Genomic DNA, 25,244 nt, shown 5'->3' with positions numbered 1-25,244 from the left:
GCAGTGACCAGCGGACCATCACGTAAGTCCGCCTGTCAAAGCATAGCAATCAGCTCAGGGTTTGCTGGCTTGTGTGGCTTGCGTTCGTCCACTTTCCCAGCCACCGCCCAGGGCCAGGAACAAATCGATCTGGCTCATGGCAACCTGGGTGTTCGCCGCCGCCAATTGCGCCCGCACGTCGGTGTAGGTGCGAGTGGCTTGCAGGTCAGCCAGGAACGACGCGCGGCCGGCCTGGAAGAACCGGTGCGTCTGCTCCGCCGCCTCTTTGGCCGACGCGCCGGCATCCGCCAGGGCATCGCGGCGTTGCAGTTGCGCGGTGTATTGCGCCAGGCCGGTCTGGGTTTCACGGATAGCGTTGAGCACCACCCCGTCGAAGTGCGCCAGGGCGCCCTGGGTCGCGGCTTCGGCTTCGTGGATGCGGGCGCGGGCGCCGTTGGTCGGCAGCGTCCAGCTGATCAGCGGGCCAAAGCCCCAACGGTTGGTGGCCGGGGTGCCGAGGTCATCCAGGATGCCGACGGTACCCACGGTGGCGCCGATGCTGATGTCCGGGTACAGCGCGCCGGTGGCCACACCGATGCGCGCGGTGGCCGCCGCCAGTTGGCGTTCGGCCTGGCGCACGTCAGGGCGGCGCTTGAGCAGCGTGGCGCCATCGCCCACCGGCAACAACTGCGCGATGTGCGGCAGCTCGGCGCATTGGGCAGTGCCGGCCGGCAGTTGATCCAGCGGCCTGGCCAGCAACATCGACAGGCGGAACAGCCCGGCCTGGCGCAGTGCTTCATAGCGCGGCATTTCGGCGCGCAAGGATTTGTATTGGGTTTGCGAACGGGTGACCTGGGTTTCATCACCGCGCCCGGCATCCCGCAGGCGCTGGGTCAGGTGCGTGCTTTGGGCTTGCAGGTCGAGGGACTCGTTGGCGATCGCCAGCTCTTCGTTGGCCGCACACACCTGGGTGTAGGAGCGCACCACGTCCGCCACCAGCGTGATACGGGCGATATCGGACGCCGCCTGGGCCGCATCGGCAGTGGCCTGGGAGCTTTCAATGCCGCGCTGCAAGGTGCCGAACAAATCGAATTGATAGGAGGTGCTGATACTGGCGCTGCCGATATTCGCCACCGGGACTTTTTCCGTCAGCAAATAGGCCTCACCCGATTCTTGCAGGCGCTGGGCTTCGGCCTTGGCGCCGGCACTCCAGCCGCCGGCCGATTCGGCTTGCTGCACCTGATAGCGCGAGCGCTGCAAGTTGGCCGCAGCCACCCGCAGGTCGGTGTTGGAGGCCATGGCCTGCTCCACCAGCTTATCCAGGCGCGGGTCCTGGTAGAGCTTCCACCAGTCCGCCGGTACCGGCGCCGACACCACATTGCTGCCCTCCCCGGCCAACTGGCCCTGAAGGTCACCACGGTTCACGGCCGCCTTGTCCGGCAGTTTGTAATCGGGCCCCACCACCTGGCAGGCCGACAGCAACAACCCCAGCCCGGCGGTTGCTAAAAGCCGTTTCATGGCTTGTTCTCCGACTTGGGTTGGTCGTCGATGATCGACACGGTGGCGGTGCGCCCGGCAATCATGCGGAAGTCTGCCGGCACATCGTCAAACGCAATGCGCACCGGAATCCGCTGGGCCAGGCGCACCCAGCTGAACGCCGGGTTGACGTTGGGCAGCAGGTTGGAGCCGCTGGTGCGGTCACGGTCTTCGATACCGGCGACGATGCTCTGCACATGCCCGCGCAGGCGAGCGTTGTCGCCGATCACGCGGATATCGACACTCTGGCCGACGTGAATGCCGTCGAGCTTGGTCTCTTCAAAATAGCCGTCGATGTGGAACGAGTTGCTGTCCACCACCGACAACACCGGGCGCCCGGCGGTCACGAACTCCTGGTTACGCGGCGCACGGTCGTTGATGTAGCCGTCCACGGGGCTGCGGATCACCGAGCGGTCCAGGTTGAGCTGCGCGGCATCCACCGCCACTTGCGACTCGGCCAGGGCCGATTGGGCACGGGCGACGCGGGACTGGCTTTCTTCCAGTTGCTCGCTGGCCACCAGGTTGCCGAGGCCACGGTTACGCTTGTTCTCGCGCACGGCCTGGGCCAGGGTTTCCTGACGGTCGGCCACGGCGGCCTGGGCCTGGCGCAGGGCCAGCTTGAAGCGGTCCTGGTCGACGGAGAACAGCACCTGGCCGCGCACCACCAACTGGTTATCGCGCACGTCCACTTGCTGGATCAGCCCGGACACGTCCGGGGCGATCTGCACGATGTCGGCACGGATGTGGCCGTCACGGGTCCACGGCGCGAACATGTAGTACATCACCATGCGCCACACCACGACGCAGGCGAAGGTCACCACCAGTAACGTCAGGACTACACGGCCAATGGTCAAAAAAGGTTTTTTCATGTCATGAGGTATCGACTGAGTGAATCCACTGCGCCCAGCAACAGAGCGTAGAGACCCACATTGAACAATGCCCGGTGCCAGACCAGGCGATAGAAGTGGACGCGGGTCAACAGCCCGTGCACCACCAGGTACAACACATACGTAATGCCCATCAGCACCAGCAACGTGGGCAGGAACACCCCGCTGATATCCAGATCACCGATCATAAAGGCGCTCCATCGGGTAACGGCGCTTCCATCTCTGTGCCGCCAAGAAATTCCACGCCGGGCAACAGCGCCAGGCGCAAGCCGCTGAGGGCGTGCAACAAATGCAGGCGGGTTTCGTCCTCGCCTTGCAGGCCCTGGCCGTTGAGGGCGCGGCGGGTACGGTCGAGGGTCATCAGCAGACCGCTGGGGGCCGGCAGACGTTCACCGGCCTTGAGGCAGGCCTTGAAGTAACCGCCGACGCCTTCCACCACCTGGTTCAACAACACCCGCGGCACCCCGAGGATGCGCGGCGAGTACGCCAGCAGGTCCAGCAGGTTCAGCGCCACCCGCACTTCCCGCAGGGCGATGCCGGTGTCCTGGCCGGTCATGGCCAGGCGCGGCAGGTGTTGCATCAGGCGGTCGAGCATTTGCACGCCCATCTTGCGGTGTTCGGCCAGGGTCGCAGGCTCGGTCAGGGTGACGATGTCGCGCCAGCTGAAACGGGTCAGGCGCTTGGCCGCAAGCTCAGCGCCGAACGGCCGGGCAATCAGGGTCCAGACAAAGGCGAACAACAGGCCCACCGGGCCCGCCAGGTTGGAGTTGGCAAAGGCCAGGAAGTCCGCGTCGTAGGCACCCTGGATGCTGATGAACGACGAGGTATTGACCAGCGTCAGCAGCATGCCGAGGTAGAAACGCGGCTGTACCGTCAGTGTACCGATGCAGATAAAGGGCACCGAAAACGCCAGCACCAGCATCGGGAAATCGTGCAGGTTGGGCAGCACCAGAAACAGGTAGAGGCTGGCGAACAGCACCGACATCGCGGTCCAGAAAAAGAACCGGTAGATCTGCGGCGCCGGGTCGTCCATCGAGGCGAAGAAGCTGCAGGCCACCGCCGCGAGGATCACCGCGCTGCCCCCGTCGGTCCAGCCCAGCAGGATCCACAACACCGAGGCGACGATGATCGCGGTGACGGTGGAAAACGCCGAGTAGAACATCAGGCCACGGTCGAGGAATGGCGTCAGCCGGCCCAGGCGCCAGTGGCGGTAAACTGCGCGCCAGCTGTCCTGGCTTTCGCACTGGATGGCGGCTTGCAGGCTGCGGCAGTCTTGCCACAGATCCACCCACTCGCCCAGGCGATACAGGGCGTTGGAGAACAGCAACTGATGGCGGTCATCCAGGGCGTCGGCATCGGGTTGCAGGGCTTCGATCTGGTCACGCAGGACACGCCAGCGTTCGAGGGACGCATCCTTTTGCGTGCTGGCCAGCCACTCGTTGGCGGCGGTCAGCAGCGGCGTGAAGCGCTCGAGCAATTCCGGCGCGCGGTGTTCCAGCGCGTACACAGCGTCGTCCAGTGCGTCGATCACCGGCAGCAGGTGGATCATCCGCCCGCGCAGCTCCTTTGTATTGCGCACCGTTTGCGGCCGGGAGCCCTCGTGGGGCAGTTGGCCGATCATCAATTCCAGGGTGTTGAAGGTAGCGACCATGCCGCCGCGCAGGGTGCTGATTTCCTCGGGTTGCACGTTGCGGCTGAGGAAGCGCTGGCTGTAGACCTGGGCGTCGGCAAACCACTTGCTCACCGAGTCATCGAACACCGGCGCCAGGCGTCGCGGCCAGAACATCGCACCGACCACGGCCGCCACGGCAATGCCAAGGAAGATTTCTTCAGTCCGCGCTTCGGCCACATCCCACACCGCCAGCGGGTTATCCACCACCGGCAGGGCGATCAGCGGCAAGGTGTAGCCGGCCAGCATCAGCGCATAGCTGTTGGCGGTGCGCAGGTGCAGGGACAGGAACAGCAGAATCCCGGTCCACAGCGCGATCACCACCACTAACACGTAAGGCGTCTGCACAAACATCGGCACAAAAAACACCGCAGCGGCGGCGCCCATGAAGGTACCGACCGCCCGGTACAGCGCCTTGGAACTGGTAGGGCCGACAAACGGGCTGGAAACGATATACACCGTGGCCATCGCCCAATACGGACGCGGCATTTGCATCAGCATGGCGATGTACAACGCGATCATTGAAGCGGCGAATGTCCTTACGCCGTAGAACCAATCCCTGGCCGGCGGCATGCCGGTAAAAAATCCGTTCAAGAACTCACAACCATGGGATGTTGATTGGCACCTTCGAAGGCCCGCAGTACACGCAAAGCAGCTTCCAGGTCATCGGGGTCGATTGTCGCCAGCACCTCGCGACGCAGGCGCACCAGTTGCTGTTCCACTGCCTGCACCAGCTCGCGGCCACGCTCGGTGAGGCTCAAGGCCTTGGCGCGGCGGTCGTGGATGTCTTCGGTGCGGCACACATAGCCGGAACTGCACAGCTGATCCAACAGGCGCACCAGGGACGGGCTTTCCATCCCGGCGGCCTGGGCTACCTTCACCTGGTGCACACCGTCGCCGAGGCGGCCGATCATCAGCAGCGGCACGGCGCAGGCTTCGGAGATGCCATAGCTGACGAGCGTGGTCTGGCAGATTTTGCGCCAGGTCCTGGCACCTACCACCATGCTGCTGCTGATGTTCATCTGGAGTTGTTCGAGGGTCTGGGACACTGGATTATTCGCATACAGTTAGTTTGCTAACTATCAATATGGTCGATGGATCCAATGCAGTCAAGTTTTGATACAAATTTGCGGATGGGAGGATGGCCCGTGGGCTAAGTAAAGCTGGTTTGGGGAAAGGTGTTTCGCCGTCAGCAACCGTCAGTCGCCTCACTCAGCTCACATGCGTCGTCAGGTATGCACGTTGTATACACTTCGTACATACCAATCTAGAGCATTCACTTATGTCAAAACTAGCCGTTTTCACCTTGAAGCTTGAGTCGGAACTACGCGACCAATTCATGGCCGAGTGCGAGGCTACCCACCGTCCTGCATCGCAAATCGTGCGAGATATGATGCGTCAGTTTGTCCAGGCCCAGCAGGAATCACGGGAGTACGACGCGTTCTTGCAGCGTAAAATAGACGCCTCTCGCGCCTCGATACAGGCAGGCAGAGAGATTTCCAATGAGGATTTGGAAGCTGAGTTTTCTGCGAAACGTGCTCACGTAGATAATCAGGAATGAGGGTTGCCTGGACGCCGGAAGCGGCGCAGGACCGTAGGGATATCTGGGACTTTTTATTTGAGAAAAACCCACAAGCCGCAGCCGATATGGATCGACGCTTCAGCAGTGCAGTGCTGGGGCTGGCAAAACACCCAGAAATCGGCCCACTCGGCAGGATCACAGGCACACGCGAAGTCATTCCTCATCCAAGCTACCGCCTTGCTTACCAACTTGAGCCCGACGTAGTAGGGATCGTGGCGCTTGCGCACACCGCTCGCCAATGGCCACCAGAGAAAGCAACCGCCTCTTGACGGCCTAGACTCCTCGCCCCTCTCTCAACCGCAAATTCAACTCATCCACCACCTCCGCCCAATCCGCGTCCTCCAGAATCTCTTCACGCAAAAACGCCCGCTGGGCCGGCGTCCAGAAAAACGCTTCCGCCAGATGCAATTCGGGCTTGAGTGGGGAGTGGACCGCGATGAACCGCTCGATACTGACCGGGTCATCGGGCAAACCGAGCTGTTTGAACAACGATGGCAAGTTGTGGACTGGGGATTCCATGAGGCGTTCCTGGAGAGTAGGTTCACCTGAGTCTAGCCCCCCAGGCGAACATAAACCTCTCAGGTGTTGCGCGGATTAATCGCAGCCCTCACGGTGCACGCCCGCTGGCGCGTTACACAGCACGAACAGCCGGGCCCGCGCGCCGCCGCCGTCCTGCTGGCTGAGCTGACGCCATCCGGCCGGCAACGGGGCAAACTCATCCGGCGGCTCCGCGGCGCTGATCAGCCATACACGCTGGATCTCGGCGGGTAACGCCGACAAGCGATCAAGGTAGATGCGCCCGCCATCCTGGTCCACCAGGGTGCCAAAACCATAGGCATTAGGCCGGGTGGACTTGCCGGCGGCGGTGGGCGGAGTGAAAAGCTGCAACTGGGCGTCGGTCTCGTCGTAATAGACGTAGGGCAGGTACCACAGCATGTCGCTGATGACGATGCGGTCATCTTCCTGGTAGTTGCGATTGACGAACTCCACCACCACGTTGAACTGATCATGCTCATCGACGGTAGAGTTGGTCTTCACGCCCACCAGCTCGACCCCGACAAACAACACGAAGACTGCCGCCGCTGCGAGCGGCACGCGCGGCGACAGACGGTCGACGGCCAACGCCACGATGATCGGCAAACTCATCGCGTAGGCGGTGAGATAACGCTCGATAAACACCGGGGAAATAAACGAAACCCCATAGACCAGCAGCACCGGCAGCATGAAAAAAAGCCCCAGCAGCCAACCGAAGCGGTAGCGGCTTTGATCGCGCCAGGCAGTCACACCGACCAGCGCCATCAGCAATAACGGAAACACCACAAAGAGCGGTCGCCACAAGTGGTCGCCCGGGTCCTGAATGAGGAACTGCCACACCATCGACGGCACGGAATACAGGTTGACCGGGTCTTCCCAGCCAATATCACCGCCCACCTTGAGTTCTTCGGTGTGCTGCACCAGGCCCAGCAGATTCGGGAGCCAGGGCAAGTACAGCAACACAATGGCAATGTTGGCCAACCACCAGCCCGCGCGCGTGACCAGGCGCAGGCCGCCGGCCCGTGGCTGGCGCAGCAACAGCAGCCATGACCAATGCACCAGTACGCACAACGCGGTGAAATAGTGGCTGTAGAAGGCTGCCGTCATCAACAGCGCATAGGCCACCAGATAGCGCTTGCGCTCAGGCTGGCGGACCCAATACACCAGGGCCAGGGTGGCGGCCAGCAGCCACACGCCCAGCAGCGAATACATCCGCACTTCCTGGCTGTAGCGCACTGCCGTGGGCAGCAACGCCAACAGAATCCCGGCCAGCACCGCCGCGCGACGGGTCGCGACCAGCCTTGTCAGCCAGATTCCCAGGCCGACTGCGACCACACCGGGGATCGCACTCATGCTGCGCAGGGAGAAAATGCTGTCGCCGAACACCTCGATCCAGCCGCGCAGCATGCAGAAATACAGCGGCGGATGAACGTCATGTGCGGCGTGAAACCACAGGTCTTCCAGGGAATACTCGGCGAGCAGCAGGCTTGAACCTTCATCGCCCCAGATGGCGGAGGCGGTCAGGCCATAGAAACGCACGGCCATGGCCAACGCCACCAGCGGTACCCACCACAACCGAGCCAGCCAGCCGGCATGTTCCCAAAGGCCAGGATTGAGCAAGGGCAATGCCCCGGCCTTGTTGTCTTGTTCCGCCACAGAGCGTCGCACCTCTACTTCCTCACCCACTACTGAACCTGCGCTTGCGCGAACACCCGCCACTCTAGGTCAAAAGGCCTTGATTCGCCCGCTGTTTTGCATGGATTCGACCAACCATCCGCCAATCGGACAAATCTGAATTTTGCGCAGGACGTCTCCGACGCTTTCATCGGATCACGCTATGATTGCTGCCTTCCATGGATTCAGGATCAAGGACATTTCATGCGCATCGGTCTTCTGTCACCCCTGGCACTGGCATTGCTCGCCACCCTTCCCCTCCAGGCCCACGCCAGCGGCGATGACTCTTGCTACCCGGATTGGCGGGTGTCGCGCAACAGCCTGGACGTGTGCAGCAACCTGCCCTTCCTGAGCCCCGGCAATGACAGCCGGGTCAACCTGCGGCTGTTGCTGGCGGACAAAAACGTCATGCCGCTGGCGCCGAATGCCTTGGGCGAGCAGGACGTGTCCGAAGGATTTGGCCCGGTGCCCTTTCCGGTGTATCGGCTTATGCCGGCTGCGGATGAGCCCGTCAACAAACCCGACGACTCGCGCACCGCCGAACTGGATGCACTGCTCAGCCCGCTGGGCATCACGCGCGACGACGCCAAGACCGCCGGTGAAGCCTTCCTTTCCGGCGAAGGCAGCCGCTGCCGCAGCAACGCCGATGACAGTGCCGCCGCGTTTATCAGCCAGGTGGTGAAGGCCGATGTACCGCAGGCCGAGCGCCAGTTACTGGCCAAGCTGCGGCTGCAGATGCTCGGCAGTTGTTCCTCGGACGGCGTAGCGGCAGGCGAGGCCGACCAAATCAAATCGGCAGACGGCCAGGCATTGCTCACCTACCTGAAAGCCGCCGGGGACTTTTACAGCGGACGCTTCAGCGATGCGCAAAAAGGTTTTGCCGGGCTGACGAGCAGCTCGCTGCCCTGGCTGAAGGAAACAGCGCTGTACATGACCGCCCGCACCGCGCTGAACGACGCCCAGCAAAATGCCTTCGATGAATACGGCACACCGTCGCTTGAGCATGTGGATAAGTCTGCCCTGCAACGGGCCGAAAGCGCTTTCGACGACTACCTGAAAACTTATCCACAGGGCGAATACGCCGCCTCCGCCCGTGGCCTGTTGCGCCGGGTGCACTGGCTGGCGCCCAACCCCGACAAACTGGCGGACGACTTTGCCTGGCAACTGACCCAGGCCACCGATGCCCAGCGCAACGTGTCGCTGGATGAACTGGTGCAGGAAGCCGACACCAAGCTGCTGACCAGCACCACGGCACCTGTGGGCAACCCGCTGATCCTGGCCCTCAACGACCTGATGTGGATGCGTGCCGGTGAGCCGCCGAAGCTCACGCGTGAAGCGCTCGATGCACAAAAAGCAGTGTTCGCGCAGGAGCCCGCGCTGTATGCCTACGTGCAGGCGGCGTTTGCCCTGAACGTCGAGCATCAGCCCGACCGTGCCTTGAAGCTGCTGCCGCAAGACGTGCCGTCGAATCTCGACTACTTCGCTTTCAGCCAACAGACCCTGCGTGGCCTCGCGCTGGAAGCCAAGGAAGACTGGAAAGCCGCCGAAGCGCTGTGGCTGCAACTGCTGCCGCTGGCCAGGCAACCGTTGCAACGTGACCAGCTGGAGCTGGCCTTGGCGATGAACTACGAACGCAGCGGCCAGTTGGCCAAGGTATTCGCTGCCGACTCACCGATCAGCGCCAAACAGGTGCGCTATATCCTGCTGCGCAACGTCGCCGGTCCCGACCTGCTGCGCCAGCAGCTTGCCCATGCCGAAGACCCGGTAGAGCGCCAGACCGCACAATTCACGCTGCTCTATAAAGACCTGCTGCGCGGCCAGTTCGAGACCTTTGCCGAGGACCTCAAGCAACTGCCCGCCTCGGTTGCCGATGACAAGCTCGGCACCAGCCTGGGCTACGTCTACAGCGGCGGCCAGTCGTTGAGACTGTTCCAGTGGAACGGTGACAAGGCCGAGTCCGGCTACACCTGCCCGAGCATCGCGCAAATCGCCAGTACCTTGCAGGCCGATCCGAAAAACCCGCAGGGCCTGAACTGCCTGGGGGAATTCGTCCTGCGTAACGGCCTGGACGGCATGCCCCTGGAACAAGCGCGCTCCGCCGGCAGCCTGGGCAGCACTGCCTCGCCCTTCAAGGGTGAAACCTTCTCGCGACTGGAGGGCTACAAGCGGGTGATCGGCAATCCCAAGGCACCGCGAAACGACAAGGCCTACGCGCTGTTTCGTGCCATCAACTGCTACGGACCTTCGGGCTACAACAGTTGCGGTGGCGAAGACGTCGACAAGAACGTGCGCAAAGGCTGGTTCCGCCAGTTGAAAACCGGGTTCGCCGACACCCAGTGGGGCAAGTCGCTGCAGTACTACTGGTAAGCCGTGAAGCGCTTCTGGCTGGCCCTGCTCCTGCTGGCAAGCCCGGCCTTCGGCGCGGTGGACGCCCGCGACCATGACGCGTTCTGGCTGTGGAGCGGCGTCGCGCCGCAGCCGGTGCTCAAGCAGGCGAAAACCCTGTACATCCTCCAGGGCCAGATCAACTCGACCCGCCGCGCGCCCCGGCGTGGCGTGCAATTCATCGCCCAGGGCATGAGTGTGCCGCGCATCACCCAGGGTGAAATCTGGGTGGTGTACCGCGCCCACACCCTGCACTGGCCCGAGTCGGTGTACAGCCAGATGCTCGGCCAGGTGCAACGCTGGCGGGATGCGGGCAACCCGGTGGTGGGCATCCAGATCGACTTCGATGCGCGCACGCAATACCTCGACGAATACGCGGACTTCCTGCGTGACTTGCGCCAACGCTTGCCCAAGGACCTACGCCTGAGCATCACCGGGCTGATGGACTGGAGCAGCAATGCCGACCCGGCCGCCATCGCCCAACTCAAGGGCGTGATTGATGAAGTGGTGGTGCAGACCTACCAGGGCCGCCACAGCATCCCGGACTACGCGGCGTATCTGCCACGCATGAACCGGTTGGGGGTGCCGTTCAAGATTGGGTTGATTCAGGGTGGGGCATGGGAGGAGCCGGGGTATTTGAAGGGGAGTGAGTGGTTTCGCGGGTATGTGGTGTTTTTGCAGAATCCCTGAGTGCCCACGGTCCTTGGACTGTGGGCACTCAGGGCTACAAAACGCCCGCGAATGACCGGTATCTACCAGTCATAAGTCAAGCTCGACACCACCGTGCGCCCTTCCCCGTAGTAACAATCCAGGTCACTGGTGCATTGCGACACGTAGGTCTTGTTGGTGAGGTTCTGCACGTTCATTGCCAGCTTCACGCCTTTGAGCTTGAACGCCGAGCGGCCCAGGTCGTAGCTCAGGCTGGCGTCGTAGACGGTATAGGACGGAATGCTGAACGCCCCTGCGTAGTAATCACCAAAGCTGCTGCGAACGTAACGCGCGCCCAAGCCTGCGCCGACACCGGCCAGGGGTGTGTCGCCAAGGACGGTGTAATTGACCCACACCGAAGCGGTAAGCGGTGAGATGCCTGCCGGGTGTCGGCCTTGGCGGCCGTCGTTGTCCTTGGTGTACTTGATGTCATTGCGCGCCGCTGACGCGACCACGTCCCAGGCATCGCTGAGGGACGCCTTGGCTTCCAGCTCCACGCCACGTGAGCGCATGGCACCGCTCTGGGTGCTGAAGGTGGTGTCTACCGGGTTGGTGGTCAGCACGTTTTTCTGATCCAGTTGATAGACCGAAACCTGCACAAAACTCTTCTGGCCCGGCGGCTGGTATTTCAGGCCGACTTCGTACTGGTTGCCGGTAGAGGGGTCAAATGGTTTGCCGCTGATATCGGTGCCCGACAGCGGCAGGAAGGATTCGGAGTAGCTGACAAACGGCGCCAGGCCATTATCGAACAGGTACACCAGACCGGCCCGGCCGGTGAACGCCTGGTCTTTGCTGCTGGTGCGGGTGTCGGCCAGTGGTTCCTTGTTGACCACGTTGGCCCAGTCGTAGCGCCCGCCAAGGACCAGCGCCCACTTGTCCAATTTGATCTGGTCCTGCACGTACAAGCCGGTCTGGGTCACGGTGCGGTCCCAGCGATAAGGCTGGCCGAAATTCAGCCGCTGGCCATAGACCGGCTTGAACAGGTCGATCACCGGCGGATTACGATCGTACAGGCCGTGGAATTGCGAGTTGAAGTGGTAGTAATCCAGGCCAACGATCAACGTGTGGGACAGGGCGCCGGTGTCGAACTCCGCCTGGGCGATGCTATCCACACCGAATACTTTGTTGTGCTGCGACCAGTCCACACCGAAGCGTTGCAGATAGCGTTGGTCTTGCACGCCGGTTACCGGGTTGGGCACAAATCTGTAGCCGTGCAACGGTGCGGTGTAGCGGTCGTCCACTTCGGCGTAGCGAGCGTTTTGCTTGAGGGTCCAGGTGTCGTTCAGGCGATGGGACACCTCATAGCCCAACACGTACTGCTCGCGGTTGTACTGGTTGACGCCTGGCTCACCGATGAACACATCACGCTTGATCTTGCCGTTGGGGTTGTCCCAGATCGTCCCGGACGCGGGCAACCCCTGGGCCTCGGGCACGCCTTTGTCTTTCTGGTACTGGGCGAACACGGTCAGGCGCGTGTCGTCGTTGGGCTGCCAGGTCAGGCTGGGAGCGATGAACTGGCGTTTGTTCTCGACGTAGTTGATCTCGCCCTGTTCGTCCTTGGCCAGGCCGGTGAGGCGATAAAGAAACTCGCCCTGCTCATCCAGCGGTCCTCCGAGGTCGATGGCGGCGCTTTTGTGCTCGTAGGTGCCGGCCTCCAGCACCACTTGATGCACCGGGGTTTCGCTGGGGCGCTTACTGACCATGTTGACGATGCCACCCGGTTGGTTCTGCCCGTACAAGACCGAGGCCGGCCCCTTGAGCACTTCGATGCGCTCCAGGGAATAGGGCTCGATCTGCAAAGCACCGCCGGTGCTGCCGCCGCCGTAGGGCAAGTGCAAACCGTCGAGGTACAGCGGCGTCGGCGTAAAGCCACGGGAAGTAGGCTCATCAAACAGTTTGACCCGATCGGAAAAACCGCCGGCCGTCATGCCCGGTGTATAGAGCAACGCCTGGGTGACGCTTTGCGCGCCCCGCGCCTTGATCTCGGCGGCGGTGATGACGTTGATGGTCTGGGGGATTTCCACCAGCGCCGAATCGGTCTTGCTGCCGGTGGCGCTGCGCTTGGCAACGATGCCGTCGACCGGGCCCCAGGCCGTTTCCTGATCCTGTTGACCACTGATCTGCGTCGCACCGAGTTGCAGCGCGCCGCTCGCGGGCAGGGCCTGCAATGACCAGCCGCCCTGGGATTGCACCGCGACCAATCCGCTGCCGGCCAACAAACGCTCCAACCCTGGCCCGGTGGCGTAGCGGCCCTGCAAGCCGGCGCTGCGCTTGCCTTGGGTCAGCGAGGCGTCCACCGACAACAGGATTCCCGAGGCGCTGGCGAACTGGTTCAAGGCCTGGTCGAGGTTGCCTGCGGGAATGTTGTATTGGCGCAGGGCTTCAGCGCTCTCCTGAGCCTGGACCACGCTCGGCACCACAGGCGCCGTCGCCAGCAGACTGACAAACAGGCCACGGCGCAGGGCGCGGGCCAGGGGTTGGATTGGGTGGTGCGACATTGCAGGGCTCCCCGTGAGAACGCTTCTTGATTGGCTTTCAAGAGGTATCCCGGACGGGGTTGGAAAACCGACAAGCCGCAGGCAAAAAATTTTTTTAGCCCCGCGCCTTGATCGTGACCCAATAGCGCGTCACCGCCTGTACCTGTACCGGCAACGAACGCTCAAGCGCGTGGAGAATTGCGTCGGTGTCATTCAGCGGAAACACGCCGGTCAACAGTAAGCCGGCCACTGCCGCATCGCAGCGCAACAGCCCCGGGCGATAACGGCTCAACTCGGCAACGAACTGCCCCAGCGGCTGGCGCTCGGCGATCAAGCGGTTCTCGGTCCAACTGCTGGCATTGGCATCCACCGGCACCCGCGTCGAAGTCCGGCTGGCGCTGAACCACAGGCTGTCCCCGGCATTCATCTGCACCGCCGCACCGCGCACCGGACGTACCTGCACACGTCCTTCATACAGGTCGACGCGGCTGCCATCGTCCACTTCACGCACGGCAAACCGGGTGCCCAAGGCCTGCACATCTCCGGCCGGGGTTTCGACGATCAATGGCCGGGACGGATCGTGGCCGCTGGTCAGCAGGATCTCGCCGCGTATCAGGCGGATACGCCGCTCACTGGCGCTGAAGCGCAAGTCGACCGCGCTGTTGCTGTTGAGGTCCAGGCGCGTGCCATCGCTCAAGGTCAGGTGGCGAATCTCGCCGGTGGCGGTGCGGTATTCGGCAAACGCCGCCTGCCAGGGCTGGCTGCTTTGCACCAGATAGCCGCTGCCACCGGCCACCAGCAACAGCCCGAGCAGTTTCAATGCGGCGCGGCGTTGGGTGTCCGGTGTATCGCGTAACACCGCACGGGCACTGTCGACAGGCACACCGCCGAGGGTTTGCTGTAACTGCTGCAAGCGCTTCCAGGCGCGCCGGTGTTCCGGATCGGCCTCCTGCCAGCGCGCGAAGGCCTGGCGCTGATCGCCGTCCATCTCGCCGCCCCATTGCAGCATCAACCACTCGCTGGCCTGCTCGACAATGGCCGGGGCAATCGGCGCTTCGTGCCGGGTTCTCATTCTTCGTAGACGACCTGGTAGCAGGCGAGAATCGCCCGGGTCATGTACTTCTGCACCGAGCTGACGGTCACCTCCAGGCGCTCGGCAATCTGTGCGTAGCTCAGCCCTTCGAACTGCGACAACAGAAATGCGCGGCGCACGTTGTCGGGCATGCGGTCGAGCATGGCGTCGATCTGCATCAGGGTTTCGAGGATCAGTGCGCGGGTTTCCAGGGACGGGGATTCGGGCTCCGGCAGGTGGGCAATGCTTTCCAGGTAGGCACGCTCGATGCGCAGGCGTCGCCATTGATCAATCACCAGGTTGCGGGCGATCTGCGTCAGGTAGCTGCGGCTTTCCTTGTCACCGGGAAAGCGCCCCGATACCAGTAAGCGCAGGAAGGTGTCCTGCGCCACATCGGCGGCGTGTTCGCGATCCCCCAGGCGTTTGCGCAGCCAGCCTTGCAGCCAGCCATGATGGTCGCGATACAGGAGATGAAGCTGTTGCCGGCCGTCAGTCGCGGTGTCCATGAAAAGCTCGGATACGTTATTGAGAGCAATTATCATTACACCTTGTTGCACGGCTGGCAAAGTTCTTTGTCATTCAGCGTCCGGCGGTCTGCAACGGGTACACCGATTCCCAGCCCCCACCCAATGCCTTGTACAACCCGACCATGGCCAGGGACACGCCGGTGGAGCTTTCCACCCACTGCTCCTGGGTCGCCAGCAACGCACTTTGCACGGTCAGTACGTTGACGAAATCCACCACGCCTTCGACGTATTGATGCTGCGCCGTGGCAAGGGCGATCTGGTTCTGCCGCACGGCTTCGGCAAGGCTGTCGCGCCGCAGTTGGCTGGCGTTGTAGCGGGTCAGTTGATCATCGATTTCATGCCAGGCCCGCAGCACGGTCTGCTGGTAGGCCAGGGCCGCTTCCTGTTGCTGGGCTTCGCGCAGATCGAGCATGCCTTGCAACCGGCCACCGTTGAAAATCGGCAAGCTCAGTTGCGGGCCGAAGGCGAATGCACGCGAACTCCACGAGCCGAAATCCGCCAGCTGCAACGCCTGGGAGCCCACGCTGCCAGACAGGGTGATGCGCGGGTAGAAGTCGCCCTTGGCCACACCAATGGAGGCGGTGGCCGCATGCAAGCGAGCTTCGGCCTGGCGGATATCCGGGCGGCGCTCGGCCAGTTGCGACGGCAGGCCGATGGCGACCTGGCGTTGGGTTTGCGGCACCGCAGCGTCCTTGGACAGTTCGGCGTACAAGGCTTGTGGCGGCTCGCCCATCAGCAGGCTCAGGGCGTTGATCAACTGGTCCTGGCGTTGCTGCAAATCCGGCAGGCGCGCCTCGATGGCGGCCACTTGAGCAGCGGCTTCGGCTACGTCCAGGTCAGTGGCGACACCGTCGGCCAGGCGCAGTTGCGAGAGCTTCAGGCTGTGGCGCGCCACCTCGAGGTTTTGCTCGGTGACGGCGCGGGTGTTTTGCACGCCGCGCAGCTGGATGTAGTCCTGGGCGGTTTCCGCCAGCACCGACAACAGCACCGCACGGCGGTCGTTTTCGGCGACTTGCAGAGTGGCGTCGGCGGCTTCGGTTTCGCGTTTTACCCGGCCCCAGAAGTCCAGTTCCCAGGCGGCGGAGAAACCCATGTCCCACTGGTTGAACGCCGAGCGGCCGTTCTTGCCCGAGGCATCGCTCAAGCCATCGGCGCTGTTGCGCTGACGCAGGTAATCGCCGGTGGCGTTGACGGTCGGGTAGCGCTCGGCGGTGATCACCTGGCGCGCCGCGCGGCTTTGTTGCAGGCGGCTGCTGGCGAGTTTCAGGTCAAGGTTATCGGTCAGCGCGCGACGGGTGAGCGCGGTGAGCTGCGCGTCGTGGAACACTTCCCACCAGCGCTCTTCCAGCGGGTCGTTGACCGCGTGGCTGGCGGCTTGTCGGCCATGGGGCTCGGTCCATTGGCCGACGGGATTCTGCGGGCGCTGGAAGTCCGGGCCGACGGTGCAGGCACTCAGGGTGAGCAGGCTCAAGGTTAACCAGGCAAGGCGTCTCATTGCTGCGCCACCTCACGTTGCTGGGCGGCGGCGTGGGTGTCGACGCTGGCTTCCACCGACATGCCGACCCGCAGGCGCTCGGTCAACGCCTGGCCGGGCTCCAGGATGATTTTTACCGGAATACGCTGCACCACCTTGGTGAAGTTGCCGGTGGCGTTGTCGGGTTTGACCGAGGCAAATGTCACGCCGGTAGCTGGCGCCAGGCTTTCGAGGTGGCCCTTGAGCACTTCGCCGTCGAGGCTGTCGACCTTCACGTCCACCGTTTGGCCAGCGTGCATGTGGGATAACTGGGTCTCCTGGAAATTGGCCACCACGTAGGCCTCGGCCAGCGGTACCACGGCGAGGATCTTGCTGCCCGGCGTCACATAGGCGCCGACCCGCACCGCGCGCTCGCCGACCATGCCGTCCACCGGCGCGACGATGCGGGTGTACGACAGCTGATAGCTGGCCATTTCCAGTGCGGCCTGGGCACGTTTCAGGCCGCCCTCTGCCGCATCACGCTGGGCGCTGAGGATTTCCACCTGCTTGCGTTCAGCGGCCAGCACCGCCGTGGCATTCGCCAGGCGCGCGGTGGCCTGGTCAATACGCGTCTTGGCTTGCTGGGCGTTCTGTACGGTGCCGGCGCCTACACCCGCGAGGTGGTTGTAGCGGTTCAGTTCGTGTTCGGCAAACGCCACTTCGGCGCGATCCGCCGCCACAGTCGCCTGGGCCTGGGCGATCACCGAGCTTTGGCGCTCCAGGGTTGCCGTGGCATTTTTCAGCTGCGCCTGGGCCACCAGCGTATCGGCATCGGCCGCCTGGGCAGCGGCGCGGAAGTCACGGTCATCAATCAGCGCCAGCAACTGCCCGGCCTTGACCCGCTGGTTGTCTTCCACCAGCACTTCCTTGATGAAGCCGGCCACACGCGGCGCCACCAGGGTGTAGTCAGCGGCAACGAAGGCGTCGTTGGTGCTCTGGCGTTTGCTGCCGAACACACCCGGCGCCAGCAGGTAAACCAGCACACCGACGGCAAACACGGTGATGACGGTTACAGCGATTTTGTCTTTGCTTTTCATAACAATCCCTTTGGCTCAGTGAGCAATCAAGTCGGCGCGCGGGGCGGATAAATCCGCGTCGGCATCCAGAAAATCAGCAGGATCAACGCCGCCGCGACACCGGCCATGACGTAGTAGAGATCCGAAGAGGTGAGCACCACGGCCTGCTCGTGCAGCCGATGGGCAAGGCCGGCGGCATCGCTGTCGGCCAGGGGCGAGTTGCCCAGGCTGTCCACCAGCATGGTCGAGTGGAAATGCAGGCGGTGTGTGGTCAGGGCATCGAGCACGCCGGTGGCGACCACGGCAGCCAGGCCTTTGACGGTGTTGAACCACGCCGAGGCGAAAGGCCCGTCCTGGGGCGTGATGCTGCCGGTGGAAAGCATCAGCAGCGGCAACACCGCCATCGGTTGCCCGAAGATTTGCAGCAGTTGCAGCACGTAGAAATCATCGCGAATCCATGCCGACGTGAGTTGCGCCCCGCCCACGCAGGACAGGATCAACATGCTCAAGCCAATGCCCAATACCCAGCGGCAATCGACCCAGCGCAAGTTGCACAACGCCGCCACCAACGGCAGCGCGATCAACTGCGGCAGCGCCATGATCAGCATCACCGGTGCAGTTTGCAGCGGGCGGTAGCCTTGGACCTGGGCCAGGTAGCTGGACGGAATGATGGTCACCGCCAGCAGCACGATCAGCACCCCGGCGAGCACAATCAGCGCGAACGACAGGTTGCGTAGCCCAAGCATCTGCAACTTGAAAAACGGCATCGGGTGCGACCACTCGTTGATCATGAACAGCACCAGCAACACCAGGCCGCCGATCAACAATGAGGTAATCAGCGGCGACTCGAACCAGTCCAGCCGATTGCCCTGCAACAGGCCGATCACCAGCATGCAGATCGCCGGGAACCCCAACAGCAAGCCGCGCCAGTTGAACTGCTTGAAGCGCTCCAGGCGCAGCGGGTCCTGGGGCAAGCCGTAGGCCACGGCCGCCATGGCCAGCAGGCACGGCCCGACAATCTGCCAGAACGCCCATTGCCAGCTGACGTATTCGGTCCACATGGCCGCCAGCGGTGTGCCGAGGCTAGGGCCGAAAGTGGCCGTGAGGGCATAGCCGGCCAGGCCGTACAGCTTGACGTTGGCCGGCAGGAACCGCAGGGCCACGGTCATCAGCATCGGCGGCAAGGCGCCACCGGCCAGGCCTTGCACGGTGCGCAGGATCAGCAGGCTTTCGTAGTTCGGTGCGAACGGGCACAGCACGCCAAGCACGGTGAACAGGCCGATGGCGCAGAGAGTGAAACGGCGCAGAGAGAACGTCACCGAACACCAGGGTGCAAAGGCCATCGCCGAGACAGAGGTGGCGGTGTAGGCAGCCACCAGCCAGGTACCTTCGTCGAAGCCGATGTACATCGCACCACGAATATCGGCGAGAGCGACTTTGGTCACCATCTCGTTGAGGCCGGACACCAGTACCGCAAGCAATACGCCCACCAGGCCGATGATGATGCGCGGGCCGAAAACGGGCGGGGTAATGGCGGTCGGTTTGGCTGCGGCCAGGGGTGCGGGAGCAGCGAGGGACGTCATGAACTACAACTCGGAATAGGAAATACCCGAGCAGTTTAATAAGGCTTAGACATGACAAAAAGTGACTTATAGGAAGCTTATAAGTGCACCAGACGCAATGATCAAGATGCAGGCGATCTCTGTGGGAGCCGGGCTTGCCCGCGATGGCATCACCTCGCTATGCCTGAAAAACCGGGTCGCCCGCATCGCAGGCAAGCCAGCTCCCACATTGACCGGGCTCACTTGCGACTCACGTGGGCTGCGCTTCCTGCCACGTCGCCTCGCAGCATTCACGCATGGTCTCGCGCAGCCATCTATGGGCCGGGTCCTTGTCGAAACGCGGGTGCCAGGCTTGGGTCAGCACCAGGGTCGGCAGGGAAATTGGCAGGGTGAAGGCGCGCAACGGCAGCTTCAGGCGATTGGCGCTGTAGAGCGCTTCCTTGGGCACCGGCAGGATCAGGTCGGAGTCCGGCAGCATGAACATCGCGCCGTGAAACCCCGGGGCGATCATCGCGACTCGGCGTTCCAGGCCCTGGGCATTCAGGGCGGTGTCGATCGGCCCCCGGGCAATGCCGCGGCGGGAGATGCTGATATGCGAATAGCTGGCAAACCGTTCGGCGGTGATTTCTCCATCGAACAACGGGTGCCCTTCCCGTGCCAGGCCGACGAAGGTGGTGGTGAACAGGTTCTGCACCTTCACTTCCGGGGTGATCGGCATGGTGTTGCCCACCCGCAGGTCGAGGCGGCCTTCACGCAGGGCCTCGTCATCGGTGTCGCCTTCCGGCACGAAGCGCAGTTCGCACAGCGGCGCCATGCGTTCCATGGTGTCGAACAGCCGACCGCCATACACACCGACAAAAAAGTCATTGGCCCGCACGCTGAAGCGTCGGCGCAGGGTGCGCAGGTCCACTTCGTCCGCCGAGCGGAACAGCAGCGCCGCCTGCTCCACCACGCTGCGTACCTGGCCTTGTAGCTCCAGGGCCTTCGGCGTCGGTACCAGGCCGCGACCGGCACGCACCAGGATCGGATCGCCCACTGCCTCGCGGATGCGCGTGAGGGTGCGACTCATGGCGGCCGGGCTCAGGTTCATCCGCCGCGCGGCGCCTACCACACTGCCCTCGTCGAGCAAGGCGTCGAGGGCGACCAGCAGGTTCATGTCCGGTAATTGCATGCCAAGCACTCGTGATGGGTTGGGAGTGAACTTGGCGCAATCGTAGCAGACTGTGGCGAGGGAGCTTGCTCCCGCTGGGCTGCGAAGCAGCCCCAAAATTTGCAATCGAGACTTTTCTGAAAGAACGCGGTGATGTTATTGGGGCCGCTTCGCGGCCCAGCGGGAGCAAGCTCCCTCGCCACAGGGTTGGTGTTTCAATCAGCGTTGCATGCCCCAGCGCTTCACGGTGACCCGCTCCAGGGTGTCGAACACCAGGTTCTCCACCAGCAGCCCGATCAGGATCACCACCGCCAGGCCGGCAAACACTTTGTCGGTGTACAGCTCGTTGCGGTTCTGGAAGATGTACCAACCCAAACCGCCTTTGCCGCTGGTAGCACCGAACACCAATTCGGCAGCGATCAGCGTGCGCCAGGCGAACGCCCAACCGATTTTCAGCCCGGCGAGAATCGACGGCAGCGCAGCCGGGATCAGGATGAACAACACGAAGCGCATACCCTTGAGGCCATAATTTCGACCGGCCATGCGCAGGGTTTCGGAGACGCCGAGGAACCCTGAATAGGTGTTGAGCGCCAGCGCCCACAACACTGAATGCACCAGCACGAAGATCAGGCTGTTCTGCCCCAGGCCAAACCACAACAGCGCCAGCGGCAGCAGGGCAATCGCCGGCAACGGGTTGAACATCGAGGTCAGGGTGCTCAGCAGGTCACGCCCCAGTTGGGTCGACACCGCAAGCGTGGTCAGGGCAAACGCCAGCACAATGCCGATCAGGTAACCCTTGATCAGCACCACCAGCGAGATACTGACCTTGCTCAACAACTCGCCACTGGCCATGCCGTCGTAGAACGCGCTCAGTGTCTGCAGGAAGCTCGGCAGCAGCAGGTCATTGTTCTGATAACGGGCAGCCGCTTCCCAGAGGATCGCAAGCACGATCAGGATCAGGCTTTTACGCAGCCAGCCTTGTTGCCACAGGCGCTGGCGCCACGGCAACTCGCGCTCTACGCGAACACCGGGCAACGGTTCGAGAGTGATTTCATATTCCTGGCGCATGGTGCAAACCCTTCAATAAGCGATGCGGATATCGGCGAAACCCAGTTCGGTTTCCACCTCGGGCGCTTCATCAAACAACAGCCGATGAATGCGCCGCGCCGAAGCCTGGAACTCCACACCGCCGAGGCTGTGCAGGTCGTATTGATGGCTGTGGATTTCCGCCCGCACCCGCCCCGGGTGCGGCGACAGCAACAGGATGCGGTTGCCCACCACCAGCGCTTCCTCGATGGAGTGGGTGACGAACAGCAGGGTGAAACGCACCTCTTCCCAGAGCAGCAATAGTTCTTCCTGCATCTTGCGCCGGGTCAGGGCGTCGAGGGCGGCGAAGGGTTCATCCATCAGCAGGATTTTCGGCTGCATGGCCAACGCCCGGGCGATTGCCACGCGGGCCTTCATGCCGCCGGACAGGGTGTGCGGATAGGCATCGGCAAAGGCCGTAAGGCCGACCTTTTCCAGGTAGTACAGCGCCCGCTCTTCGGCCTCGCGACGCTTGAGGGTTTTGGACGCCAGCAGCGGGAACATGACGTTCTGCTTGACGGTTTTCCACGGCGGCAGTTGGTCGAACTCCTGGAACACCACGATACGGTCCGGCCCTGGCTGCTCGACTTTTTGCCCGAGCAGACGGATCTCGCCCTCACACGGCTTGATAAAGCCGGCGATGGATTTCAACAGTGTGGATTTGCCGCAGCCCGAAGGCCCCAACAGGACAAAGCGGTCCGCCGGGTCGATCTCGAAACTGACCTGGTGGGTGGCCCGCACCACCCGTTCGGGCGTGCGGTATTCAAGGCTGACTTTATCCACCGAAAGCAGTGCTTCGGTGGTGGTCGGGTTGCTGGCCGTGTGGCCTTGCAAGGGCGCGTTCATGTCAGCTCCCTTGCAGCGGCTTGGCATCCTGGAAGAAGTAATCCTTCCACGATTCGGGTTTGTTTTTGATCGCGCCGACGCGGTAGAGGAATTCCGCCAGCGGGTAGGTGTTTTTCGGTGTGACGCTGAATTCGAACTGCGGGTTTTCGATGATTTTCAGCAGCTCGGCGCGGTCGATCTTGGCCTTGGTCACGCGGATGTAGGTATCGGCGGCGGCGCCTTTGTCGTTCTGGGCGAACTGCGCCGCTTCGGTCAGTGCCTCGACGAACGCCTTGTAGGTTTTCGGGTTGTCGTTGCGGAATTTCTCGGTGGCGAACAGCACGGTCGGCGAGTTAGGCCCGAGGATGTCATAGGAGTTGAGCACCACATGCACGTTCGGGTTGGTCAGGGCCTGCTCCTGGAACGGCGGGTTGGAGAAGTGCCCGGTCAGCTCGGTGCCACCGGCAATCAGCGCAGCCGTGGCATCCGGGTGCGGGACGGCGACGGTGTACTTGTCGAGTCGATTGAACTCCTTGTCACCCCACTGCTTGGCAGCGGCGTATTGCAGGAAACGCGACTGCACGGAAACGCCCACTGCCGGTACGGCAATGCGGTCTTTTTCGGTGAAGTCGGCAATGGTCTTGACCTTGGGATTGTTGCTCACCAGGTAGTAGGGGAAGTTGCCCAGGGAGGCAACGGCTTTCACGTTCTGCTTGCCGTGGGTGCGGTCCCAGATAGTCAGCAGCGGGCCAACGCCGGCCCCGGCGATGTCGATGGAACCGGAGAGCAGCGCATCATTGACGGCTGCGCCGCCGGACAATTGTGTCCAGTCGACCTTGATGTCGATGCCTTCCTGCTTGCCGTATTTTTCGATCAGGTTCTGGTCGCGCACCACGTTGAGCAACAGGTAGACGATGCCAAACTGCTCGGCGATGCGAATTTCGCCTTCGGCCTGGGCGGCGGCAGGCGCCACAAGACTGCCGGCCAGCAGGCTGACGCCCAGGCCAACCGTCGCGGCCAGGCGCGCAAATGGGGTTTTCTTGGACATGGTCGTGCTCCGGGTCAGAAAGGCGCGTCGCCCTGGATGGTGGTGCGGTACAGCTTGCGCCGCAGGTGGCTGGGGCAGCCGGCCGCCAGGTGGATCAGCGAGCGGTTGTCCCAGAACACCATGTCGTGGGGCTGCCACTGATGGCGGTAGATGTTTTCCGGCAGCACGCTGTGGGCGTACAGCTGGGCCAGCAGGTCGCGGCTTTCATCCTCAGGCAGGCCGACGATACGGGTGGTGAAGCCCTCGCTGACGAACAGCGCCTTGCGGCCGTTTTCCGGGTGGGTGCGCACAATCGGGTGTACCACTTCCGCCACTTGAGCGAGTTGCTCGGGCGTGAGGGTCGGGCGCCAATTGCCTTCGAATTTGGTTTCGCTGTAGCGTGCGGTGTAGGAGTGCGCGGCGCTGCGGCCTTCGACCGCCTTGCGCAAGGGCTCGGGCAGGTTGTCCCAGGCTTTATGCATGTCGGCGAACAATGTGTCGCCACCCTCGGACGGCAGCTCCTGGGCATGGAGCATCGAGCCCAGGCTCGGCAGCTCCTTATAGGAGAGGTCCGAGTGCCAGAACTTGCCGGCGTCTCCCAGGCCGATGGATTGGCCGTTTTCGATGATGTTGGAGACGATCAGGATTTCCGGGTGGTTGGCCAGCAGGAATTGTTTGAGCACATGGATTTGCAGCACGCCGAAACGGCGGCTGAAGGCGATCTGTTGCTCGGGGGTGATACGTTGGTCGCGGAAGACCACGACGTGATGGTCCAGATGCGCGCGGTGAATGCGTGCGAAGTCCTGGTCGCTGACCGGGCGGGCCAGGTCCAGGCCTATGATTTCGGCGCCGACGCTGCCGGGAAATGGACGGATCTCGAAGGTTTGTGTGGTGTCGGTCGCTGTTGGAACAGTAGAGGTGGCAGACATGAGTTCACTCCCGTGCAGTCAGGAGAGTGACTTTATAGTCATAAGAACCGCATTTTAAATACCGTTAGTGAATATCGATATGCAGCAATACCGCTGTTGGCCCGACTCCCGGGAATAAAATGTGCACGACGGACCTTTAGCCTGTAAGACCTGACAAATGGGAGCTGTGGGCCCGAAGAACACGCTGTTGAGTCGCTTACAAGCCGAAACCTTGCCCGTTTGACAAGCTTGTGGACAATCTCTAGTGTGCATTGGATCCAATTAGCCACCTCACCTTGAAAAGGAGGATAGCGTAGTCGTGACGCAGAAGCCGAACCCTTTGAGCAGCATCCAGATCAGCGGGCCTATCCCCGCCCATCTCGCCCGCTCCGTGATTGAAGAAACATTGCGCAACGCCATCCTGGATGGCCGCTTGCCCTGTGGCACCGCCATGCGTCAACAGGAGCTGGCCAGCTTGTTCGGGGTCAGCCGGATGCCGGTGCGCGAGGCATTGCGTCAACTGGAAGCCCAATCGCTGCTGCATGTGGTCACCCACAAAGGCGCGGTGGTGGCGCCACTGATCGAGGACCACTCGGCGGAAACCTACGCCCTGCGCATACTCCTGGAATCCGAAGCGCTGCGCTTGTCGATTCCCCTGCTCACGCCCGATGACATCGCCCAGGCTGGCGCCTTTATCGACGCGCTGGAACGGGAAAGCGACTACACCGAAATCGGCCGCCTCAACCGCCTGTTCCACATGGCGCTATATGGCAAGGCGGGCAATCAGCGGTTGCTCAAGCTGGTTGAACACGGCTTGAACGAAGAGGAACGTTTCCTGCGCTTCAACCTCGAGGCCATGGGCCTGGGCAAGACGTCCCAGGAAGATCACCGCGAACTGCTCGACCTCGTGGCGCAAAAGAAGGTCGACGAAAGCATCCTGACCCTGCGTAACCACCTTACCCGCGGCATGGAGGTGATTACGGGTTACCTCAAAAGTCTTGAAGAGACTGAACAGAACGCTGCGCTGTAAATTCCGCGTGGAACTGAAACGCCTCCCTCGACCACAAAGCGCTGCAAAGTGACGCTGGCCGACGGAGGCCAGTGCACCACCATTACTCCGTTAAACC

At 62.6% G+C, this 25,244-nt stretch carries 23 protein-coding genes; 5 read left to right on the top strand and 18 right to left on the bottom strand.

All coding sequences use genetic code 11. The features are described from left to right. Positions 1 to 54: 54 nt before the first annotated feature. Genes QF039_RS30205 through QF039_RS30185 form a run of 5 tightly spaced genes read right to left on the bottom strand, consistent with a single transcriptional unit; the run spans position 55 to position 5,093 of the window. Positions 55 to 1,497 carry an efflux transporter outer membrane subunit gene (locus QF039_RS30205; RefSeq protein ID WP_008433656.1) on the bottom strand — a complete coding sequence of 481 codons (1,443 nt, stop codon included), beginning with the start codon at positions 1,495 to 1,497 and terminating at the stop codon, positions 55 to 57. Continuing rightward, positions 1,494 to 2,384, bottom strand: a complete 891-nt coding sequence (locus QF039_RS30200; protein WP_003218191.1) for an efflux RND transporter periplasmic adaptor subunit — start codon at positions 2,382 to 2,384, stop codon at positions 1,494 to 1,496. Before QF039_RS30200 ends, QF039_RS30205 begins: the two co-directional genes overlap by 4 nt. Next, a complete protein-coding gene (locus tag QF039_RS30195) occupies positions 2,381 to 2,590 on the bottom strand; it encodes a DUF1656 domain-containing protein (protein WP_003218193.1) in 210 nt (69 codons plus the stop codon). Before QF039_RS30195 ends, QF039_RS30200 begins: the two co-directional genes overlap by 4 nt. Then, the gene (locus QF039_RS30190) at positions 2,587 to 4,665 is read right to left on the bottom strand and encodes an FUSC family protein (RefSeq protein ID WP_307522172.1); all 2,079 of its coding nucleotides are present in this window, start codon (positions 4,663 to 4,665) and stop codon (positions 2,587 to 2,589) included. The genes QF039_RS30195 and QF039_RS30190 overlap by 4 nt, the downstream gene beginning before the upstream one ends. Then, positions 4,662 to 5,093, bottom strand: coding sequence for a MarR family winged helix-turn-helix transcriptional regulator (locus QF039_RS30185; RefSeq protein WP_177009336.1), 432 nt, complete (start codon positions 5,091 to 5,093; stop codon positions 4,662 to 4,664). The genes QF039_RS30190 and QF039_RS30185 overlap by 4 nt, the downstream gene beginning before the upstream one ends. Positions 5,094 to 5,353: 260 nt before the next feature. On the opposite strand from QF039_RS30185, the gene QF039_RS30180 reads away from it, so the two are divergent. Together QF039_RS30180 and QF039_RS30175 are read left to right on the top strand one after the other, a co-directional pair. Then, on the top strand, positions 5,354 to 5,632 hold the full coding sequence (locus tag QF039_RS30180; RefSeq protein ID WP_134325519.1) for an antitoxin of toxin-antitoxin stability system: 279 nt from the start codon (positions 5,354 to 5,356) through the stop codon (positions 5,630 to 5,632). After that, on the top strand, positions 5,629 to 5,922 hold the full coding sequence (locus QF039_RS30175; RefSeq protein WP_134325518.1) for a type II toxin-antitoxin system RelE/ParE family toxin: 294 nt from the start codon (positions 5,629 to 5,631) through the stop codon (positions 5,920 to 5,922). The genes QF039_RS30180 and QF039_RS30175 overlap by 4 nt, the downstream gene beginning before the upstream one ends. A gap of 4 nt (positions 5,923 to 5,926) precedes the next feature. On the opposite strand, the gene QF039_RS30170 is transcribed toward QF039_RS30175, so the two are convergent. Both QF039_RS30170 and QF039_RS30165 read right to left on the bottom strand, forming a co-directional pair. Further along, positions 5,927 to 6,172, bottom strand: a complete 246-nt coding sequence (locus QF039_RS30170) for a DUF2789 domain-containing protein (protein ID WP_003218203.1) — start codon at positions 6,170 to 6,172, stop codon at positions 5,927 to 5,929. 75 nt (positions 6,173 to 6,247) lie between these two features. Then, complete coding sequence (locus QF039_RS30165; protein ID WP_307522168.1) at positions 6,248 to 7,843, bottom strand: glycosyltransferase family 39 protein; 1,596 nt, start codon at positions 7,841 to 7,843, stop codon at positions 6,248 to 6,250. A gap of 222 nt (positions 7,844 to 8,065) precedes the next feature. Here QF039_RS30165 and QF039_RS30160 point away from each other — a divergent pair, with 222 nt between their 5' ends. After that, a complete protein-coding gene (locus QF039_RS30160) occupies positions 8,066 to 10,228 on the top strand; it encodes an outer membrane assembly lipoprotein YfiO (protein ID WP_307522166.1) in 2,163 nt (720 codons plus the stop codon). Between the two features lie 3 nt (positions 10,229 to 10,231). Further along, the gene (locus tag QF039_RS30155; protein WP_008433644.1) at positions 10,232 to 10,936 is read left to right on the top strand and encodes a DUF3142 domain-containing protein; all 705 of its coding nucleotides are present in this window, start codon (positions 10,232 to 10,234) and stop codon (positions 10,934 to 10,936) included. Between the two features lie 62 nt (positions 10,937 to 10,998). On the opposite strand, the gene QF039_RS30150 is transcribed toward QF039_RS30155, so the two are convergent. The 11 genes from QF039_RS30150 to QF039_RS30100 form a co-directional block, all read right to left on the bottom strand. Continuing rightward, positions 10,999 to 13,452, bottom strand: a complete 2,454-nt coding sequence (locus tag QF039_RS30150; protein WP_307522164.1) for a TonB-dependent siderophore receptor — start codon at positions 13,450 to 13,452, stop codon at positions 10,999 to 11,001. Between the two features lie 94 nt (positions 13,453 to 13,546). Beyond that, a complete protein-coding gene (locus QF039_RS30145; protein WP_003218213.1) occupies positions 13,547 to 14,503 on the bottom strand; it encodes a FecR domain-containing protein in 957 nt (318 codons plus the stop codon). After that, positions 14,500 to 15,009: a sigma-70 family RNA polymerase sigma factor gene (locus QF039_RS30140; RefSeq protein WP_008433639.1), complete on the bottom strand. Its 510-nt coding sequence runs from the start codon at positions 15,007 to 15,009 to the stop codon at positions 14,500 to 14,502. Before QF039_RS30140 ends, QF039_RS30145 begins: the two co-directional genes overlap by 4 nt. 73 nt (positions 15,010 to 15,082) lie before the next feature. Then, the gene (locus QF039_RS30135) at positions 15,083 to 16,525 is read right to left on the bottom strand and encodes an efflux transporter outer membrane subunit (protein WP_307522161.1); all 1,443 of its coding nucleotides are present in this window, start codon (positions 16,523 to 16,525) and stop codon (positions 15,083 to 15,085) included. Further along, the gene (locus tag QF039_RS30130) at positions 16,522 to 17,580 is read right to left on the bottom strand and encodes an HlyD family secretion protein (RefSeq protein ID WP_177020631.1); all 1,059 of its coding nucleotides are present in this window, start codon (positions 17,578 to 17,580) and stop codon (positions 16,522 to 16,524) included. The genes QF039_RS30135 and QF039_RS30130 overlap by 4 nt, the downstream gene beginning before the upstream one ends. Before the next feature lie 26 nt (positions 17,581 to 17,606). Beyond that, positions 17,607 to 19,142 (bottom strand): MFS transporter, encoded by a 1,536-nt coding sequence (locus QF039_RS30125; protein ID WP_307522159.1) that lies wholly within the window; start codon positions 19,140 to 19,142, stop codon positions 17,607 to 17,609. 229 nt (positions 19,143 to 19,371) lie between these two features. Further along, the gene (locus tag QF039_RS30120; protein ID WP_307522157.1) at positions 19,372 to 20,292 is read right to left on the bottom strand and encodes a LysR family transcriptional regulator; all 921 of its coding nucleotides are present in this window, start codon (positions 20,290 to 20,292) and stop codon (positions 19,372 to 19,374) included. Between the two features lie 198 nt (positions 20,293 to 20,490). Next, entirely contained in the window at positions 20,491 to 21,339 is an 849-nt protein-coding gene (locus QF039_RS30115) for an ABC transporter permease (protein WP_003218225.1), read from the bottom strand. A 12-nt stretch (positions 21,340 to 21,351) separates the two neighbouring features. After that, positions 21,352 to 22,203, bottom strand: a complete 852-nt coding sequence (locus QF039_RS30110) for an ABC transporter ATP-binding protein (RefSeq protein ID WP_177037325.1) — start codon at positions 22,201 to 22,203, stop codon at positions 21,352 to 21,354. 1 nt (position 22,204) lies between these two features. Further along, on the bottom strand, positions 22,205 to 23,230 hold the full coding sequence (locus QF039_RS30105) for an ABC transporter substrate-binding protein (RefSeq protein WP_003218229.1): 1,026 nt from the start codon (positions 23,228 to 23,230) through the stop codon (positions 22,205 to 22,207). Positions 23,231 to 23,244: 14 nt separating this feature from the next. Then, entirely contained in the window at positions 23,245 to 24,138 is an 894-nt protein-coding gene (locus QF039_RS30100; protein WP_134325513.1) for a TauD/TfdA family dioxygenase, read from the bottom strand. Positions 24,139 to 24,436: 298 nt separating this feature from the next. Between QF039_RS30100 and QF039_RS30095 the strand changes: the two genes are divergently transcribed. Then, positions 24,437 to 25,147 (top strand): GntR family transcriptional regulator, encoded by a 711-nt coding sequence (locus QF039_RS30095; RefSeq protein ID WP_134325512.1) that lies wholly within the window; start codon positions 24,437 to 24,439, stop codon positions 25,145 to 25,147. Positions 25,148 to 25,244 lie beyond the last annotated feature (97 nt).

The organism is Pseudomonas sp. W2I6 (assembly GCF_030815935.1).
Taxonomy (GTDB): Bacteria; Pseudomonadota; Gammaproteobacteria; order Pseudomonadales; family Pseudomonadaceae; genus Aquipseudomonas.
Note: the sequence above shows the minus strand (reverse complement) of the source record. Positions and strands in the feature narration are given on the sequence as shown.

What these genes read in the sequence shown, in the direction of transcription:
- QF039_RS30110 (WP_177037325.1), bottom strand. Translation starts at nt 22,203, where the DNA reads ATGAACGCGCCCTTGCAAGGCCACACGGCCAGCAACCCGACCACCACC.
- QF039_RS30160 (WP_307522166.1), top strand. Translation starts at nt 8,066, where the DNA reads ATGCGCATCGGTCTTCTGTCACCCCTGGCACTGGCATTGCTCGCCACC.
- QF039_RS30170 (WP_003218203.1), bottom strand. Translation starts at nt 6,172, where the DNA reads ATGGAATCCCCAGTCCACAACTTGCCATCGTTGTTCAAACAGCTCGGT.
- QF039_RS30130 (WP_177020631.1), bottom strand. Translation starts at nt 17,580, where the DNA reads ATGAAAAGCAAAGACAAAATCGCTGTAACCGTCATCACCGTGTTTGCC.
- QF039_RS30135 (WP_307522161.1), bottom strand. Translation starts at nt 16,525, where the DNA reads ATGAGACGCCTTGCCTGGTTAACCTTGAGCCTGCTCACCCTGAGTGCC.
- QF039_RS30150 (WP_307522164.1), bottom strand. Translation starts at nt 13,452, where the DNA reads ATGTCGCACCACCCAATCCAACCCCTGGCCCGCGCCCTGCGCCGTGGC.
- QF039_RS30180 (WP_134325519.1), top strand. Translation starts at nt 5,354, where the DNA reads ATGTCAAAACTAGCCGTTTTCACCTTGAAGCTTGAGTCGGAACTACGC.
- QF039_RS30175 (WP_134325518.1), top strand. Translation starts at nt 5,629, where the DNA reads ATGAGGGTTGCCTGGACGCCGGAAGCGGCGCAGGACCGTAGGGATATC.
- QF039_RS30205 (WP_008433656.1), bottom strand. Translation starts at nt 1,497, where the DNA reads ATGAAACGGCTTTTAGCAACCGCCGGGCTGGGGTTGTTGCTGTCGGCC.
- QF039_RS30120 (WP_307522157.1), bottom strand. Translation starts at nt 20,292, where the DNA reads ATGCAATTACCGGACATGAACCTGCTGGTCGCCCTCGACGCCTTGCTC.
- QF039_RS30125 (WP_307522159.1), bottom strand. Translation starts at nt 19,142, where the DNA reads ATGACGTCCCTCGCTGCTCCCGCACCCCTGGCCGCAGCCAAACCGACC.
- QF039_RS30140 (WP_008433639.1), bottom strand. Translation starts at nt 15,009, where the DNA reads ATGGACACCGCGACTGACGGCCGGCAACAGCTTCATCTCCTGTATCGC.
- QF039_RS30100 (WP_134325513.1), bottom strand. Translation starts at nt 24,138, where the DNA reads ATGTCTGCCACCTCTACTGTTCCAACAGCGACCGACACCACACAAACC.
- QF039_RS30145 (WP_003218213.1), bottom strand. Translation starts at nt 14,503, where the DNA reads ATGAGAACCCGGCACGAAGCGCCGATTGCCCCGGCCATTGTCGAGCAG.
- QF039_RS30105 (WP_003218229.1), bottom strand. Translation starts at nt 23,230, where the DNA reads ATGTCCAAGAAAACCCCATTTGCGCGCCTGGCCGCGACGGTTGGCCTG.
- QF039_RS30200 (WP_003218191.1), bottom strand. Translation starts at nt 2,384, where the DNA reads ATGAAAAAACCTTTTTTGACCATTGGCCGTGTAGTCCTGACGTTACTG.
- QF039_RS30195 (WP_003218193.1), bottom strand. Translation starts at nt 2,590, where the DNA reads ATGATCGGTGATCTGGATATCAGCGGGGTGTTCCTGCCCACGTTGCTG.
- QF039_RS30185 (WP_177009336.1), bottom strand. Translation starts at nt 5,093, where the DNA reads ATGAACATCAGCAGCAGCATGGTGGTAGGTGCCAGGACCTGGCGCAAA.
- QF039_RS30115 (WP_003218225.1), bottom strand. Translation starts at nt 21,339, where the DNA reads ATGCGCCAGGAATATGAAATCACTCTCGAACCGTTGCCCGGTGTTCGC.